We start from the raw sequence: 15,460 nt of genomic DNA, 5'->3' as shown, positions 1-15,460 counted from the left end.
TGATATAGCTCCACAATTCTGCCATGCACACAATGCCGGCATCTGCCGGGGACATAGCGTCGCACGACAGTTCAGGATTATTTCGCATTTATGCCGTCTGCCCGGACGGCGGCGCTTATGATTCGCCCTCGAAGATCTTTGAAAGCCAGGCCATGATAGCCGCCATATCCGGTTCCTCCGTCTGGTCGACCGTCATTACGGCACCACACCTCATAGGCTCGGCCCGATCGGCAAGCGCTACCAATTCCGGCACATATTCGGCACCTGGATGTCCAGGTAATCGGTCCTTCAATCGACTGGCGTAACGCGCGCCGGCAACCGATCCAGGCACCTTGCACCAGAGCTCTGCGACATGGCCTATCTGCGCAGCATTGAGATAACTCTCTAGTTGAGCCTTCGGCTGAAAGCCGAACCATGCATCGACAATGAAGGTCGAGCCCGTCGGCGCCTCCGCGATAAAGGACCAGATCGCCTGGTAGCTTGCCTTTCCCAGCGTCCGATTGAAGTCGCGGTCGACGGGGCCGATATGCTGCAGGAACGGGTTCTTGATGCCGTCGAGAGACAGGATCGGCCAGCCGGTCCGCAGCGACAAAGCTTTGGCCAGGCGGCTTTTGCCGGAAGCCGGCACGCCGTTGACCATGACAACCCGCTTTCCTTGCGGCGCGGCATCAGCGCCAAAAATCGAAAGTCCGGCGCCGATCACGCCGGCATCGTCTGACAGCTTCGCTGGCAATATGGCGGGGCAGAACCAGGGAGCGCTTGCTGGCAAATCGGCAAGAACCCGTGCGGCATCACAGCCAAGCCCGCCGCCGAGCAGGATAATCTCCGGATCCATGGTCGCTGCGATATTGTCGAGTGCGGCACGCAAGGGTGTTGCCCATTGGCGCAGCACACGGACTGCCGTGTCGTTTCCTTCCGCCGTCATCTCGAAGATTTCACGAATTGTCGTGACGGATAATCCGGATTCGGCGATATGCCGGCGCAAAGCGGTTCCGGAACTGAAGGTCTCGACGCAGCCGCGTCTGCCGCAAGGGCAGGGCGGGCCATCCTGCGATACACAAATATGGCCGAGCTGTCCGGCCGCCTTGTGCCCGTGGTAGATGCGCCCTGCATGGGCGACAGCTCCCCCGATGCCCGTCCCGATCGTCAGCATCGCGACGTTTTGATAGCCCTTGGCGCCGCCGATCCGCATTTCGGCGATCAACGCCATACTGCAATCATTCTCGATGACAATAGGTTTTTGCAGCGCTGTCTCGAGCCGTTTTACGAAATCGAGACCGGAAAGGTTGAGGATGCCGCCAGACAGAATCTCGCGTCTGTCGACGTCGACCCGCCCTGGTATGCCGACACCGATCCCCAAAACTTCAGGAGTGTCGAGCGTGCGCGCCATCGCAATGACGCGCTCCAATGCCAACAGCGGATCGGTCGGGGTTCTTTCCGACAGCTTGGAAAGGATCTCGCCTTGAACGGAGACGAGGGCGGCACGAATATTCGTGCCGCCAATATCGACACCGATGGCGATGTCAGCCATGGGCGCGCTGCCTTTGATCATCGCCGTTCGAGCCTGTGCCCTTGAAGTGCGTCGCAATGACGGCCTGAATTTCCCGAAGCCTCGGCACCGCGACCGTCTCCAGACGATCCTTCGTTACCGAACGATCGAGCGAGATGCAGTCTTTCCACAGCGAGCGACCGGCGATGACGCCCGAAGCGCCGTTGCGCATGGCATCCTCGACCTGGCTGAGGAAGGTGGCGTGGTCGACACCGGCCGACAGCACCGCCCACGGCACATCACCGGAAAGGCGCGTGACTTCGGCGCAGGCTTCCGACGAGCCGGGATAAGGGATTTTCAAGACTTTCGCACCGAGATCGAGGCAGATCTTGCTGCCGCCGACGATCAGAGAGGGCAGCTTCGCCTTGTAATCTGTCTCATCCTCGTCTTCGAACTTGTAGGTCAGGAATTCAACGACCAGCAGAAGATCCTCATGCGCGAAATCTTCGATGCACTGCTTCAGGATCTGAATATTGTGGGCATTCGCCGCATCCCGATCCGAGCGCAGATAGACCATGATCTTGCCACCCGTTGCCCCCAGCTGGCGCACGCGGCGTGCGGAGATGCCGGCAACCAGCTTCGACAGACGATAGCCGTCCGCCGATGTATCCCAGCCGGAAGCATCGAGGCCGATCAGCAGTGCGGTATCGCGCTGAAGGACACGATCATCCACCAGCGCCGGCACGGCGCAGATGGGATCGACGAGAACACAGGACGCCTTGCTCGCGAGGAAGCGGGCGATATCGGCCTTCGTGTCCCCCAGCACCTTATCGGAGATCGCCGCCTGTTCGGCCGGGTCCGTGGCCAGAAGGCTGCGCATGCCGCCGCGCTGATCGCAGGCAATCACCATCATGGCACCGTCGCTGCCGCAAATCTGCTGGTAGCCGCGCATCTCCGCTGTCGTCAATTTCGTCATGTGATCCTTCCTCCAGCCGTTGCGAAAACGGCACCCATACGAGCAAGCCTTCCCCACTCCTCGAAGAGGGCAATACTCTTGAAATTGAGGACTCTCATGCGCGGTATAAACGTTGCGAAACCGGGCTTTTTAAGCGATAACTCCTCAAGTGGCGTATGTGTAACACATTGCAGAAAGGAATTTCAATCTGAATTCGTCTCAATCGCAGGAGGCTGCGGCAAATCGCGCGTTGCTGCACACGGTCGCCAAACTGCACTACCAATCCGATATGGCGCAGGTGGATATTGCCAGGAAGCTCGGCCTGTCGACGGCGACGGTTTCGCGATTGCTGCAGCGAGCGCGGGCGGTTGGGATCGTCCGGATCGAAGTAATAGATCTCTCACCTGCTGAAGATCTGAGTGCTGCACTGATCGACGGCCTGAAGCTGCGCACCGCTGCCGTAATCGATACGCCGTCATCAAACGTGCTGAGCGCGCTTGCAGCGCCTGTCGGCTCGCTTCTGCAGCAGGCGGGCCTGCGTTCAGGTTCGACGCTCGGCATCGGCTGGGGACGGGCGGTGCGCGAGGTGACATTGGCTGGTCTGCCGCAATTGCCTGGTATCCTCACGGTTGCGCTGAACGGCGGCATGCAGCACGCAGCGCCTCACTTCCAGATCAACGAATTCGTGCGCCAGGCGGCGGTCCAGATGGGTGGCGTGCCGCATTTTCTGCATGCGCCCTATATCTCTTCGACAGAACTCCGGGATGCGTTTCTCGGAGATCCCACAGTCCAGCAGGTGACGTCTCTCTGGGACAGGCTGGACGCGGCAATCGTCGGCGTCGGGCTGACACATGCCGCCAACCCCTCGGAAACAGCGTTGCCGGGCGAAAAGGCGCTGAGCCATGCAGCCGGCGATGTGCTGCGCCACTACGTCACCGAGGAGGGCGAGATCCTGCACTGGGATGGAGAGGAGGGGATGATTGCAGCCTCTCCCGCACAATTGCGGAAGGTGCCGCTCTGCATCGCCGTTGCTGCTACTCCCGGCAAAGCAAGCGGCATTATCGGCGCGGCACGATCAGGAATGATCAATGCTTTGGTCACCGATGCCAATACCGCGCAGGCTATCCTCGATCGTCTGTCATCCAACCCAAAAGTCGAGGATCGATCCTGATGCCCTTTGACGACCGTTCCTTCGGCGCCTTCCTATTCGATATGGATGGAACCGTCCTGAATTCGATAGCGGTCGCCGAACGGGTCTGGACCTCGTGGGCGGAAAAACGCGGTGTCGATGCCATCGCCTTGCTGGCGACCATTCATGGTCGCAAGGCGATCGAGACGATCACCCGCCTCGGCCTTTCGGGGATCGATCCTGCCGAAGAGGTCAGGATACTCACACAGGCCGAAATCGATGATGTTGCCGGCGTTGAACCGATCACGGGCGCTATCGGCTTTCTGAAAAGCCTGCCGTTGGATCGCTGGGCGATCGTCACCTCCGCTCCCCGTGAACTCGCCAAAGTCCGCATTGCGGCAGCCGGTATTCCCTGGCCCGAAATTCTGATTGCCGGCGAGGATGTGCAGCACGGCAAGCCGGCGCCGGATTGTTTCATGTTAGCTGCAAGGATGTTGGCACAACCCATTGAAGAATGTCTTATTTTTGAGGATGCGCCAGCGGGAATAGAGGCGGCGGAGGCCTCAGGTGCTTCCGTGCTTGTGATCAGCGCGACCCATCGGACGCCGTTATTCACACGGCATCCGACTATTGAGGACTATGATCGCGTGAGTGCGGGCATCGATGCAAATGGTAATCTGCGTCTCTCTGCCAGATCCGATTGACTAGCCCTCACCGAAACGGATCGTAGCCAGGCTTTTTATAGATCGTGTCTGACTTGTCCAGGATATCGGGGACATAGACCTTCCCAGTCCAATCGGACATCGCGACATCCTCGATCGCGACCGATACCGAACTCTCGTCAGCGCCGAGTGTCTCGATGACCGCCTTGGTCAGATTTTCAGCCACGGCATGCTTCATTGCTTCGGTTCTTCCTGCTGCCATTTTCAAAATTATATGGGGCATCGGGTCATTCCTGTGCTCGTCGGAGGTTGTCAGGCCGGTAAAAGTCTCTGTCGGGGCTTTGCCGCCATGCGGCTGCCCGCCGGACCAAGCTCCAAGCTCTTTGCTTATTCGCACAGGAAAAGCACTGCGAGGATGAAGCTTGCTGCGGAAGGGTGCGTTCCATGGCTATCCTTCATTGGGTCTGGCGTTGCCTGCGGACGTCGCTCATGGGGCTTTCGGCTCCGGCCCGACGTCTTTGCGGAACAAGGCAGATATCCACATCGGATCTCGTAGCGATACGAACGAATTACCGCCGCGGCTAAGTCCTAGGGAACTGCAGAAAGAATGTAGGACGATCCGGATGCCGGATTAACACCTGAATGCTGCAAACACTTATGGCATCTGCTCATGAATGCACTGCTGCAGCCTGCCGATGATACCGGCAGGCTGTCGCGATCGAAGAGGCAAAGCCAACGTATCTTGATAGCCTGTCAGGCCGCTCGAGGCAGCATGGATTTCAGGTTCGCGTTGCCAGCCAGCGCTTCGGCCGATGGCGTGACGCGCCCGGCAATCAGCATCTCGCTGAGTTTGATATCCTTGGCGACCTTGTTGCCGGGGCCGACGCCGCTTGCGGCGACCAGTCGCTGCTGGTCGTCGAGATGAAACAGGATGAAGGCACCGTCCCCGAGGTCTCTGCGAACGACCGTGCGACCCTCATCGACGAGTCCGGCGATCTGCAGCGTATGATCGAACTGGTCGGACCAGAAATAGGGAACGGCCTGATAATTGCGCGCCGCGCCCATCAAATTTGCGGCCGCGAGAATGCCCTGCTCCTGCGCGTTGCGCCATGCTTCGAGACGCAGACGGCGACCGTCATAAAGGAGATGCGGAAACGAGCAGCAGTCTCCGGCGGCATAAATATCGCGCTCCGATGTTTCCAGGCGCTCATTGACCGCAATGCCGTTGTCGATTGCGATACCGGCGCGTGCAGCAAGCTCGGTGCGCGGCAGCGCGCCGATCCCGACGACAAGCACATCGGCCGAAATCGCATCGCCATCGGAAAGAGAAATATCGGCACGCTGCTCATCCGCTTCGAGCCCGAGAACCGCTACACCGCATTTCACGACGACGCCATTGCCTTGGTGCAGGGCAGTAATCGTTTCGGCGATCGGTTCGGGGACACCGCGCTTGAGGATACGCTCCTGGGACTCAATGACCGTAACCCTCGCTCCGCGGCCGCGTGCCGAAGCGGCGACCTCCAGGCCGATGAAACCGCCCCCAAGCACTGCCACATGCATATCGGCTCGGACGAAGGAACGGAGTGCAAGCGCATCATCGATCGTCCGCAGATAGACTATGCGGCTGCTGACGGGCGCGTTCGGCAATCGCCTTGGTGCCGCGCCGGTCGCCAGTAGCAGTTTGTCATAGGGCAGCGCCCGGCCATCGGAGAGGAGCAATTGCTTTCCGGACGTGTCGATGGTATCGCCCGAAGTGCTGCCGATATGACGGATTGCCTGCTCCGCCAGCACGAAATCATTGAGAACGGTTGGCATCCGAGGCTCCTTCTCGCCAAGCAGAACCTGTTTGGAAAGAGGCGGCCGCTCGTAAGGAAGGTGAACCTCATCGCCGATGAGGGTGATCGCCTGCCGGTAACCGCTCTCCCTCAGGCTCAAAGCGGCGCGCGCGCCGCATTCACCGGCGCCAACGATGATGATGCCCGCATCGCTGCTCATGCGCCGATTCCGATCAGGATGCGATCGCCTTCCACTCTGACCGGATAGGTTTTCAGATTGATGCAGACCGGAGCGCCTCGCGCTTCACCCGTCTTATAGCTGAAGCGGCCATTGTGCTTCGGACACTCGATGGTGTCATCCATGACGAGCCCATCGGCCAGATGGATTTTCTCATGAGTGCAAAGCCCATCCGTAGCGAAATATTCGTCATCGGGACTACGATAGATCGCAAAGGTTCGCCCGGCGTGATCGAAGCGGACAACATCCTCCTGATCGATCTCATCGGTAGCGCAGGCATCAACCCAGTTCGTCATTTCTTCCTCCTCATTGCAGTCGCCGCAAGGCGCGAAACGCATCATCCAATCTTGGGAGCAGGTCGACGTTGCGCTTTGATCGCGCATCGTTTTTTCCTCCCGGCTGATTCCAAGCATGCGCGAAATGCCCCTTCACATTCCACGCCGATTATGATCATTTTTCATCAGGGAGGAGCGGCATGAAGAAGGCACGTCTCGTGGACATCGCCGCTGCCGCTGGTGTCGGCCTTCCGACCGTGGAGCGCGTTCTCAACGAACGCGGCAGCGTCAGGCCGCAAACGGCGGAGAAGGTGGTGCTTGCCGCAAAGCGCTTAGGCTACAAAAGGATCATCCCAAGTCTTTATCGCGGCACGATCCGCATCGAAGTCATCCTAGTCAGGCCGGAGTCGCCGTTTTTTTCAGCCGGCTCAACCATGCCTTCGAGCGAATCGCCGCCTCGCTGGACAGCTCGATCACCGTCCACCGGACCTTTGTCGAAGAGAGCGAGCCGGAGAAGTTCGCTGCGCATGTGGCCGATAGCAGCATTCGCCGGCATGGCCTGATCGTTGCCGCGGAAGTGATGACGCAGACGCTGCGTCGCTGTCCGGATATTGTCGGTATCTAAATGCCGCGACGGTGCCAATCTCGGCGTCGGCTCGGTGCTTCAGCGCTTTCAGGAACGACAGGGAAGGGATTGCGTCTGGATAGGGCACGAACTCAACGACGAAACGCACCGCTTCATCGCCTCGGGACTGATGACGCTCGTTCTCGATCAGGCACCCGAAACCCAGGCGAGGCGCGCACTGGATACGATATTATCGCGTATGGAGATTATTGATGCGCCCGTTAGCCAAGAGCCGGTTCCGTTCCTGACCTATACGACGGAGAATGTTGGCCCGGCATCCAGTCACCACTAGGTGACAAGGCCGGAGCCTGCGGAAGGAGGACCGCAGGCTCCGGCATTTCCCGCCATCAACGGCCGATTGAACCGGTGGCGGGGGGGGGGAGCTCAATACGCGCATATGGAGCACATAGCGCCTTTGGCAAGTCCTTGAGATCATTGTCCTGGCTGGAAGAACCCAGCCAGGCTCGGCTCTTTGCTAGCTTGGCGTGCCGGAGCGACGGGCCTGCTTTTCTGCGTATTTCTTGGCGCGCTCCATGAAGCGCTTGTTCATGCGGTCCTCGGCCTCTTTCGAGCCGTCGTGAAAGGTGCCGAACCATTGGTCGAGCGGGATGACGCCATCGGCATAATTGCACTCGAAGAATTTGTGATGGAGATAGTGGTCGTAGGCATGGGTATCGATCCCGGCTTCCTCGCCGATCACGATCTTGTCGAAACCGGCATGGCCTGGCGCCGGTGCGAGAGCGGCATGTGTCAGATGGAACAACGCATGGACCGGGTTGGACGGTACGATCCAATGGATGAGGACACCCGAAAAATACAGCAGATGTTCGACCGGATGCATGGCGAGGCCGGACCAGGGACCGGGATTGACGTTGTTATGATGCAGCTTGTGAACCGTATGATAGAGCGGCGGCCAGTGGATCAGTCGATGGACGAGATAGAAATGCAGATCGCGAAATGCCGGGACCAGCAGTATGATGATGAAGCAATAGATGGGGTGCTCGGCAAAGTCGACGTAGGGAATGATGCCATTGGCGAAGGCCCAGAGCGTCAGAACTTCAAATGCCGTCCATAAAGGCACTGCGCTCGCAAAAGTCCAGATCACGTTGTCAACTGTCTGGTTGCTGAAAAGAAAGGCCGAGTTATCCTTCGACGGCCACTTGCTATTATATTTGAAAGTGGTGCCCTGCTTCTTCTGCATATAGAGCCGCAGATGAAAGGCGCCGAAGAACAGGAAGACTAACACGGCATTGCGCAGGAGAAGATAGGCGATCCAGCCCGGCGCCAGTGTCTTCATCGTTTCCATGGAAGGTGTCGCGTAGAGCCACAGCAAGGTTGCGATGATGGCATAGACGGCATTCCAGGGCATGAGATAGCCGGGATAGCCGAAGAACCATTTCAGGAAGGCGATCGGTTTGGCCGGCCAAATGAAGACGGGCGGATATTGCAGAAGCTTGTTGGGTTTCCAGTCGCCGCGTTTGTCGCGGGTGCCGTAGAGCGTGTCGTCCATAATGTGCCTCCCGGTGAATGAACTATGCGGTCAGTGTCAGGGACCTCGGCGCGAAACGACAGCATTGATTTGATGAAATTTGCTCACGGCGACGGGAACTCTGCTGAGCCGCGATCGGGGGAGGAGAAGGTGGCGATTACCTTCTTCCAGGCGTCGCACAGAAACACCTGCCACATGACTATTTGGAAAGAGTTACGGGTGGACCCGGTTGGCGCATTCAGAGCATCTTGATGAAAACCCCTCACGCGACCGGCGCTCGACGAGCGAATACATCCGCTTTGCAATGAAACGCGCCGATGATCAAAAGCCATCATCGCGCCGGCTGGCGGAGATCTCGGATTCATGATCTGAGCAGCGCACTGGTAGGGGAGAAACCATGCAGAACTTGCTCATATTCCAGTCACTCTGGTCCATGGAGCGACGCAGCGCGCGATATCCGGAGCTTTCTCTGGAAGAAAATATCGAAAAGATCGCGTCTGCGGGCTTTGATGGCATCAGTATCCATTGGTACGACCGCAAGGTCGTTTCTCGCGTCGCGGGCTTGCTCAAACAGCATGGGCTGCAGGCGGAGGGCCAATGTTTCCCCAAGACTGTCGACGATCTAAAGCCGGTGCTGGAGATCGCGGCCGAATACAACGTTCATCATATCTGTCTGCAGCCGGACGTGCGCCTGCGACGGCTTGAGGATTGCATTCCGTTGCTGGAAGGCTGGCAACGTCTGGCGGAAGAGGCCGGCATCGATGTCTGGATCGAGACGCATCGCGACCGCATGACGACGGATCTCTTCTTCACGCTCGACCTGCTCGATCGCCTGCCGGACCTGCGGCTGCTCGGCGATATCTCCCATTTCCTTGTCGGGCGGGAGTTCGCCTGGCCGGTATCCGACGAAAATCATGCCCTTATTCATCGGATATTGGACAGTTCCTGGGCCTTCCATGGCCGCGTTGCCTCCCGCGAACAGGTTCAGATCGAAATTTCCTTCCCGCATCACAGACCCTGGGTCGATCTTTTCCTCGGCTGGTGGGAGTATGGCTTCAAAAGCTGGCGGAAGCGCGCCGACAAAGACGCCACACTTGCCTTCACCTGCGAACTGGGGCCGAAGCCCTATGCCATCACCGGAAAGGACGGTGAAGACACGACCGACCGCTGGGAAGAATCCCTGCTGATGAAGGGGGAAATATATGATTTGTGGGCAAGAACCACTGGCTAATGAGTTAAGAAAAGTATCAACAGTAGACTATTGATTTTGGAGGATTTTCTATGGACGTAAGAGCAGCGGTTGCGGTTGCGGCGGGCAAGCCGCTTGAGGTGATGACGGTTCAGCTGGAAGGGCCGAAGGCCGGCGAAGTGCTGATCGAGGTCAAGGCGACCGGCATCTGCCACACCGATGATTTCACCCTGTCCGGTGCCGATCCGGAAGGCCTGTTTCCGGCAATCCTCGGCCATGAGGGTGCCGGCATCGTCGTCGATGTCGGGCCGGGAGTGACCTCGGTGAAGAAGGGCGATCACGTCATTCCGCTCTATACGCCCGAATGCCGCGAATGCCCGTCGTGCCTCTCGCGCAAGACCAATCTCTGCACCGCGATCCGCGCGACCCAGGGCCAGGGCCTGATGCCCGACGGCACCTCGCGCTTCTCGATCGGCAAGGACAAGATCCATCACTATATGGGCTGCTCCACCTTCGCCAATTATACCGTGCTGCCGGAGATCGCCGTCGCCAAGGTCAATCCCGACGCCCCCTTCGACAAGATCTGCTATATCGGCTGCGGCGTCACCACCGGCATCGGTGCCGTCATCAACACCGCCAAGGTGGAGATGGGCGCAACGGCAATCGTCTTCGGTCTCGGCGGCATCGGCCTCAACGTCATCCAGGGCTTGCGGCTTGCCGGTGCCGACATGATCATCGGTGTCGATCTCAACAATGACAAGAAGGCCTGGGGCGAGCGCTTCGGCATGACGCATTTCGTCAATCCGAAGGAGGTCGGCGACGACATCGTTCCCTACCTCGTCAACATGACGAAGCGCGGGGCCGACCAGATTGGCGGCGCCGACTATACCTTCGACTGCACCGGCAACACCAAGGTCATGCGCCAGGCGCTGGAAGCTTCCCATCGCGGCTGGGGCAAGTCCGTCGTCATCGGCGTGGCCGGCGCCGGCCAGGAGATCTCGACGCGTCCGTTCCAGCTGGTGACGGGCCGCACCTGGATGGGCACGGCCTTCGGCGGCGCGCGCGGTCGCACCGATGTGCCGAAGATCGTCGACTGGTACATGGAAGGCAAGATCGAGATCGATCCGATGATCACCCACACCATGCCGCTCGACGACATCAACAAGGGTTTTGAGCTCATGCATTCGGGTGAAAGCATTCGTAGCGTCGTGCTGTATTGAGGCTGCAGGCGACCTCGCTGGAAGTTTTTTGGCAGTCCGAACGACGGATAAGCCGATGATCACCGTTCAAGAAGGACGCCGGCCTCGTGATGGGGTCGGCGGCTTGAACACGAATGGCCTTCAGGCAAAAGGATATGCCCATGACCAGCAAGCTGCTCAGTGCGACCGCCGCTGCTCTCTTCGCTCTATCTTCCGCAACCGTCGTCTTCGCCCAAACGACCGCACCTGCGACGACCGCAACGCCAGCTCCCGCCACGACCCCTTCCACATCGGCCACGTCGTCGATCATGCCCTCGAAGGATGAGATCAAGACGGCGCGGCAAGCCTGCCGGCAGGATGCAACGGGGCAGGGCCTCAAGGGCGACGCGCGCAAGGGCGCAGTCAAAAGCTGCCTGCAGCAGAAGTATCCAGTCCTGGCGAAACGCAAGACCTGTCATGACGAAGGCACCGCCAAAGGTCTGGAAAGGAAAGCATTGCGCGATTACGTCAAGCAGTGCATCACCGCAAGCTGAGCATCGGCCCGCGATCACGGATCCGAACCGGACCCATCACATAACGACAGTCCGCTCCACGGGGCGGACTACGTGCCTTGCACAATCGCCGTACGTCTTGCGCGGCCCCTTTTCCTCAAGCGCAAGCCTCCTTATCTCCTTGGCAAGGATATAAATTTCAGGGTGCGGCGTGCTTTTCCATCCAGACAGGCTTTCATTCGGCATAGTCCTGCCGGCGCAAACGAGAACTGCTGCCGACATAGAGTTCGATGCTCAGCTCGGCATTGCGGGCCAAGCCGATAAATTGGGCTTCGATGCGCTGTGGGTGAGGGATGTTCCCCTTAACAGCGACAGCTATCCTGATCCGATCGGACATGCCGATCCCTGGGTCTTCCTTGGAGCTCTAGCCGCTTCCACATCCAGGATCGCCCTGGCGACGGGCGCGATCGTGCTGCCTTTGCGGCATCCGCTCCATATCGCCAAGGCCGCGCTATCCGTCGCCTCTCTGTCGAAAGGCCGGTTCGTCCTCGGTCTCGGTTCGGGAGACCGGCCGAGCGAATATGACGTTTTCGGAGAGGATATTGAGAACCGCAAAGCGCTCTTTCAATCGCATTGGGAGCGCCTCGCCGTAGCGCTTGGCCCGGATCAAAAGGTCGTCGATGAAGGGGGTCGCGTGCGGCAAGAGTTCGCCATAAGACCTGTGCTGCAACAACAGTCCATTCCCATGGTGGCTGTGGGTTCATCGTCGCAATCGCTCGAATGGATCGCCCGCCGCGCGTCAGCCTGGATGACCTATTACCGGCCGCTATCCGTTCAGAAAGACCGGTTGGCGCTTTGGCACAATGCCCGGGCTAAGGTCACCGCTGATTTTCGTGGCTTCGGTCAGTCCATGGTCCTGGATCTGCTCGATAACCCTCAGGCCTCTTATGAGGAAATCAATCTCGGCGGCAGAACCGGCAGGCGAGGGTTGATCGACGCCTTGTCGGCGATGCGTGAAGCGGGCATTCATCATGTCGCCTTCAATCTTATCGCGCAGGGACGCCCGCCGGGGGAAACCATGGAAGAGATCGCCGCGGATATTCTGCCGGCCATGCGATAGCTTCAGCAAATTGCCCTCGGTGACAGCACCGCGGAAATCATATTCCGCGGAACCCTGGCTTTTGCAGCCTTTGCCACCTATCTTTCCGCTGCAACCAAAAAGGGCTGATTTTGCTTCTCGAAATTTCTATCGTCATTGTCCTCACCCTCCTGAACGGCGTGCTTGCCATGTCGGAATTGGCAATCGTCTCATCCCGTCCTGCCCGCCTGAAAGTGCTTTCCGACCAAGGCAGCAGAGGCGCGACTATGGCGATGAGGCTCGCGGAAGAACCGGGCCGCTTCCTTTCAACAGTGCAGATCGGCATCACGCTCGTCGGCGTCCTGTCCGGCGCGTTCTCAGGCGCCACACTCGGCGCTCGGCTGTCGGGCTGGCTTGCCGAGCAGGGTCTTTCTGTTGCAGCCGCCGACGCCATCGGCGTCGGTTCCGTCGTGGTCGCCATTACCTATCTGTCACTGATCATCGGTGAACTCGTGCCGAAGCAGGTCGCTCTGCGGGCGCCGGAAGCGGTCGCCAGCAAGGTTGCGCCGGCCATGGTGTTTCTTTCCCGGGCCGCAGCGCCGCTCGTCTGGTTGCTCGACATCTCGGGAAGGCTGGTTCTGAGTGCGCTCGGCCAATCCGGCAAGGCCGCGGATGGTGTCAGCGATGAGGAAATCAAGACGGTTCTGGCGGAAGCCCAAAGCGCCGGCGTCATTGCGACGGAAGAGCAGGCGATGATCTCGGGCGTCATGCGATTGGCCGACCGCACCGCAAGAGCATTGATGACACCGCGTCGCGACGTGGAGGTCATCGATATCGAAGACGGTATCGACGAGGTTCGCGAACAGCTTCGCCGCACCGAAAAGGCACGGCTCCCGCTGCGCAAGGACAGCTCCGATGAAATCGTAGGCGTGCTGACAACCAGGGACTTCTTCGATGCCCTGGCTTCCAGCGGGCAAGCCGACATTCTCAAGCTTGCCAAACAGGTCCCGATCGTTTCGGACCTTTCCAGCGCCCTTGACGTGGTCAAGGCGCTGCGTCGCTCTTCCTCGCATATGGTGCTCGTCTACGACGAATACGGCCACTTCGAAGGTGTCATCACATCGGGCGATATCCTCGAAGCCATCCTGGGAGCCGTTCAGGAGGAAACCGATGCCAGCGGCGAGCAGGCTCTCGTCCGCCGTCACGATGGCAGCTATCTCGTATCCGGCTGGATGCCCATCGACGAGTTTGCCGATTTCATGAACCTGCAGATCGAGGACGATCGCGACTATCAGACGGTCGCAGGTTTCGTTCTGCAGGAGCTACGCCATCTTCCGGATGTGGGCGAAAGCTTCTCGAAGGGCGGCTGGCGCATCGAGGTCGTGGATCTCGACGGCCGCAGGATCGACAAGCTGCTGGTAAGCGCGGACGCCGCCGCTGGCGAAGCCGATCACTGAAACTCATCCGAAAGACGGCCCATCGTTTCGTAGCGGATATGCCGGCATCGGATCGGTTTCAAAATTGCCCGCACTCAAGTGTTGAAGCAGCCTTGGTTAGCAGTAACCGAGTATGGCAAGGATCGACTTGGGAGACGCTACCGTGAAGTGTGCGGTATCGCGGCAGTGACGGCAGAGCGCATGTGAATCCGTGCTATAGACTTGCTTTGCGAGCTTTCCGCTCTGCCGCTCCATGGCGTCGGTAACTTGGACCGCCGCTTCGGCATATGTCAAAGGATCCTTCTCCAGACGCTGGTCCTGCCAAGCTGTTTCAACGAGGTTCATATCTACTGCTTGCCTCGCACGGATATGATCGTCAGCGCATTTGGGCGGGACTGTATCACCTCTGCTAAAGCCCATCATTTCCGAAGCAATACGACAGGCAAGGTCTTCGACAGCGACCAGCTTGATCGTCAGGTCGCCGATCAGCGCAGGTCTGGTCCGCGCTAGCGTATCACCGCACGCGGTAAACACGTCGACGCGCACACGCTGGTTTGGCTCCACAAGCTGGATGGCCAGCTTGCCTGTTGGACGATCTGGGTGTGCATGGCTAATCATGAATGCTGAGGCGAGGGTCGACGGCAATGCCTCGAACGCCGACACGACAATATCGATATCGTTGAAAGCGCGCCGACGGCCGAGGCCAGAGCCAAGACTTGGCTCCAATGCTATTCCTCCGGTGATGGCGTAATCCAGACCGCAGGTGTTCAATTTCTGGAGCACAGCAATGACCCGTTGGGCATCAGCCGCCTCCAAGAACTGATCAAGTTGCATTGTCATTTCCGAATCACTTCGCGGCGCAACACGCCATTCGCTGAGGGCGGAATGCGAGGCTCCCATATCTCGAAGCAAACGCAATGGGCAAAAGCTACGCTTTATCCCGAAGAACCGCAGTTTGATGAAATACCTTTCGCCCCAGCAGACAGGTCCCATGGCTTATGTTCCATAACATAGATTATCTGATCCACCCGTGTAGCGGGGTACATTCTATTTCCAAGTGCGACATGCCAATGATTTCAATGGCTTCACTTTGGAGATTTTGGCATGTCCCGATGCTATAAGCAATTGACCCTCGCCGATCGCCGGCGGCTTCACCACCTCGTCGCACGCAAGGTGCCGATCAACGAGATGGCCCGCCAACTCGGGCGCCATCGTTCGACCATTTACCGTGAGATCAGGCGAAATACGTTCCAGGATCACGAGTTTCCCGAATACAGCGGCTACTTCTCGACGGTTGCCGATGATATTGCCAAGGAACGGCGCCGACGCCTGAGAAAGCTGCGGCGCCATCCGCATCTGCGTCGTATGGTCATTGAGAAACTGGAGGCCTACTGGTCGCCGGAGCAAATTGCCGGCCGTCTTCTGGCCGA

General features: G+C 59.0%; 15 protein-coding genes and 1 pseudogene. 9 read left to right on the top strand and 7 right to left on the bottom strand.

Going from position 1 to position 15,460, the window contains the following annotated elements; translation table 11 throughout:
- Positions 1-115: 115 nt before the first annotated feature.
- Both FBZ97_RS07055 and FBZ97_RS07050 read right to left on the bottom strand, forming a co-directional pair.
- Positions 116-1,531, bottom strand: coding sequence for an ROK family protein (locus FBZ97_RS07055; RefSeq protein WP_145317710.1), 1,416 nt, complete (start codon positions 1,529-1,531; stop codon positions 116-118).
- On the bottom strand, positions 1,524-2,465 hold the full coding sequence (locus FBZ97_RS07050) for a tagatose-bisphosphate aldolase (protein ID WP_145317705.1): 942 nt from the start codon (positions 2,463-2,465) through the stop codon (positions 1,524-1,526). Before FBZ97_RS07050 ends, FBZ97_RS07055 begins: the two co-directional genes overlap by 8 nt.
- Before the next feature lie 229 nt (positions 2,466-2,694).
- On the opposite strand from FBZ97_RS07050, the gene FBZ97_RS07045 reads away from it, so the two are divergent.
- On the top strand, positions 2,695-3,615 hold the full coding sequence (locus FBZ97_RS07045; RefSeq protein ID WP_186449466.1) for a sugar-binding domain-containing protein: 921 nt from the start codon (positions 2,695-2,697) through the stop codon (positions 3,613-3,615).
- Positions 3,615-4,277 carry an HAD-IA family hydrolase gene (locus tag FBZ97_RS07040; protein ID WP_145317702.1) on the top strand — a complete coding sequence of 221 codons (663 nt, stop codon included), beginning with the start codon at positions 3,615-3,617 and terminating at the stop codon, positions 4,275-4,277. The genes FBZ97_RS07045 and FBZ97_RS07040 overlap by 1 nt, the downstream gene beginning before the upstream one ends.
- A 7-nt stretch (positions 4,278-4,284) precedes the next feature.
- On the opposite strand, the gene FBZ97_RS07035 is transcribed toward FBZ97_RS07040, so the two are convergent.
- The 3 genes from FBZ97_RS07035 to FBZ97_RS07025 all read right to left on the bottom strand — a co-directional run bounded on the left by FBZ97_RS07035 (position 4,285) and on the right by FBZ97_RS07025 (position 6,544).
- Positions 4,285-4,518, bottom strand: coding sequence for a tautomerase family protein (locus FBZ97_RS07035; RefSeq protein ID WP_145317699.1), 234 nt, complete (start codon positions 4,516-4,518; stop codon positions 4,285-4,287).
- 470 nt (positions 4,519-4,988) lie between these two features.
- Positions 4,989-6,230 carry an FAD-dependent oxidoreductase gene (locus tag FBZ97_RS07030; protein ID WP_145317696.1) on the bottom strand — a complete coding sequence of 414 codons (1,242 nt, stop codon included), beginning with the start codon at positions 6,228-6,230 and terminating at the stop codon, positions 4,989-4,991.
- Positions 6,227-6,544 carry a MocE family 2Fe-2S type ferredoxin gene (locus tag FBZ97_RS07025; protein ID WP_145317693.1) on the bottom strand — a complete coding sequence of 106 codons (318 nt, stop codon included), beginning with the start codon at positions 6,542-6,544 and terminating at the stop codon, positions 6,227-6,229. Before FBZ97_RS07025 ends, FBZ97_RS07030 begins: the two co-directional genes overlap by 4 nt.
- Before the next feature lie 179 nt (positions 6,545-6,723).
- On the opposite strand from FBZ97_RS07025, the pseudogene FBZ97_RS07020 reads away from it, so the two are divergent.
- Positions 6,724-7,440, top strand: a pseudogene (locus FBZ97_RS07020) (LacI family DNA-binding transcriptional regulator).
- Between the two features lie 183 nt (positions 7,441-7,623).
- Here FBZ97_RS07020 and FBZ97_RS07015 read toward each other — a convergent pair.
- On the bottom strand, positions 7,624-8,658 hold the full coding sequence (locus FBZ97_RS07015; RefSeq protein ID WP_113351192.1) for a sterol desaturase family protein: 1,035 nt from the start codon (positions 8,656-8,658) through the stop codon (positions 7,624-7,626).
- A 376-nt stretch (positions 8,659-9,034) separates the two neighbouring features.
- Between FBZ97_RS07015 and FBZ97_RS07010 the strand changes: the two genes are divergently transcribed.
- The 5 genes from FBZ97_RS07010 to FBZ97_RS06990 all read left to right on the top strand — a co-directional run bounded on the left by FBZ97_RS07010 (position 9,035) and on the right by FBZ97_RS06990 (position 14,051).
- The gene (locus FBZ97_RS07010) at positions 9,035-9,868 is read left to right on the top strand and encodes a TIM barrel protein (protein WP_145317690.1); all 834 of its coding nucleotides are present in this window, start codon (positions 9,035-9,037) and stop codon (positions 9,866-9,868) included.
- A 50-nt stretch (positions 9,869-9,918) separates the two neighbouring features.
- A complete protein-coding gene (locus tag FBZ97_RS07005; protein ID WP_145317687.1) occupies positions 9,919-11,046 on the top strand; it encodes an S-(hydroxymethyl)glutathione dehydrogenase/class III alcohol dehydrogenase in 1,128 nt (375 codons plus the stop codon).
- Between the two features lie 140 nt (positions 11,047-11,186).
- The gene (locus FBZ97_RS07000; protein WP_145317685.1) at positions 11,187-11,558 is read left to right on the top strand and encodes a PsiF family protein; all 372 of its coding nucleotides are present in this window, start codon (positions 11,187-11,189) and stop codon (positions 11,556-11,558) included.
- Positions 11,559-11,727: 169 nt separating this feature from the next.
- On the top strand, positions 11,728-12,636 hold the full coding sequence (locus FBZ97_RS06995; RefSeq protein ID WP_145317682.1) for a TIGR03571 family LLM class oxidoreductase: 909 nt from the start codon (positions 11,728-11,730) through the stop codon (positions 12,634-12,636).
- Positions 12,637-12,746: 110 nt separating this feature from the next.
- Positions 12,747-14,051, top strand: a complete 1,305-nt coding sequence (locus FBZ97_RS06990) for a hemolysin family protein (RefSeq protein WP_145317679.1) — start codon at positions 12,747-12,749, stop codon at positions 14,049-14,051.
- A gap of 96 nt (positions 14,052-14,147) precedes the next feature.
- Here FBZ97_RS06990 and FBZ97_RS06985 read toward each other — a convergent pair whose 3' ends face one another.
- Positions 14,148-14,864 carry a hypothetical protein gene (locus FBZ97_RS06985; protein WP_145317676.1) on the bottom strand — a complete coding sequence of 239 codons (717 nt, stop codon included), beginning with the start codon at positions 14,862-14,864 and terminating at the stop codon, positions 14,148-14,150.
- 270 nt (positions 14,865-15,134) lie between these two features.
- Here FBZ97_RS06985 and FBZ97_RS06980 point away from each other — a divergent pair.
- A partial coding sequence (locus tag FBZ97_RS06980) for a helix-turn-helix domain-containing protein (protein ID WP_145650995.1) occupies positions 15,135-15,460 on the top strand: 326 nt, incomplete at its 3' end.

This window comes from Rhizobium sp. ERR 942 (assembly GCF_007828395.1).
Lineage (GTDB): Bacteria > Pseudomonadota > Alphaproteobacteria > Rhizobiales > Rhizobiaceae > Rhizobium > Rhizobium dioscoreae.
The sequence above is the reverse complement of the archived record's forward strand: the minus strand, read 5'-3'. Positions and strand labels throughout refer to the sequence as shown.

Excerpts from the sequence above, each read along its gene's own strand:
- FBZ97_RS07055 (WP_145317710.1), bottom strand. The coding sequence starts at position 1,531 with ATGGCTGACATCGCCATCGGTGTCGATATTGGCGGCACGAATATTCGT.
- FBZ97_RS07050 (WP_145317705.1), bottom strand. The coding sequence starts at position 2,465 with ATGACGAAATTGACGACAGCGGAGATGCGCGGCTACCAGCAGATTTGC.
- FBZ97_RS07040 (WP_145317702.1), top strand. The coding sequence starts at position 3,615 with ATGCCCTTTGACGACCGTTCCTTCGGCGCCTTCCTATTCGATATGGAT.
- FBZ97_RS07035 (WP_145317699.1), bottom strand. The coding sequence starts at position 4,518 with ATGCCCCATATAATTTTGAAAATGGCAGCAGGAAGAACCGAAGCAATG.
- FBZ97_RS07030 (WP_145317696.1), bottom strand. The coding sequence starts at position 6,230 with ATGAGCAGCGATGCGGGCATCATCATCGTTGGCGCCGGTGAATGCGGC.
- FBZ97_RS07025 (WP_145317693.1), bottom strand. The coding sequence starts at position 6,544 with ATGACGAACTGGGTTGATGCCTGCGCTACCGATGAGATCGATCAGGAG.
- FBZ97_RS07015 (WP_113351192.1), bottom strand. The coding sequence starts at position 8,658 with ATGGACGACACGCTCTACGGCACCCGCGACAAACGCGGCGACTGGAAA.
- FBZ97_RS07010 (WP_145317690.1), top strand. The coding sequence starts at position 9,035 with ATGCAGAACTTGCTCATATTCCAGTCACTCTGGTCCATGGAGCGACGC.
- FBZ97_RS07005 (WP_145317687.1), top strand. The coding sequence starts at position 9,919 with ATGGACGTAAGAGCAGCGGTTGCGGTTGCGGCGGGCAAGCCGCTTGAG.
- FBZ97_RS07000 (WP_145317685.1), top strand. The coding sequence starts at position 11,187 with ATGACCAGCAAGCTGCTCAGTGCGACCGCCGCTGCTCTCTTCGCTCTA.
- FBZ97_RS06985 (WP_145317676.1), bottom strand. The coding sequence starts at position 14,864 with ATGCAACTTGATCAGTTCTTGGAGGCGGCTGATGCCCAACGGGTCATT.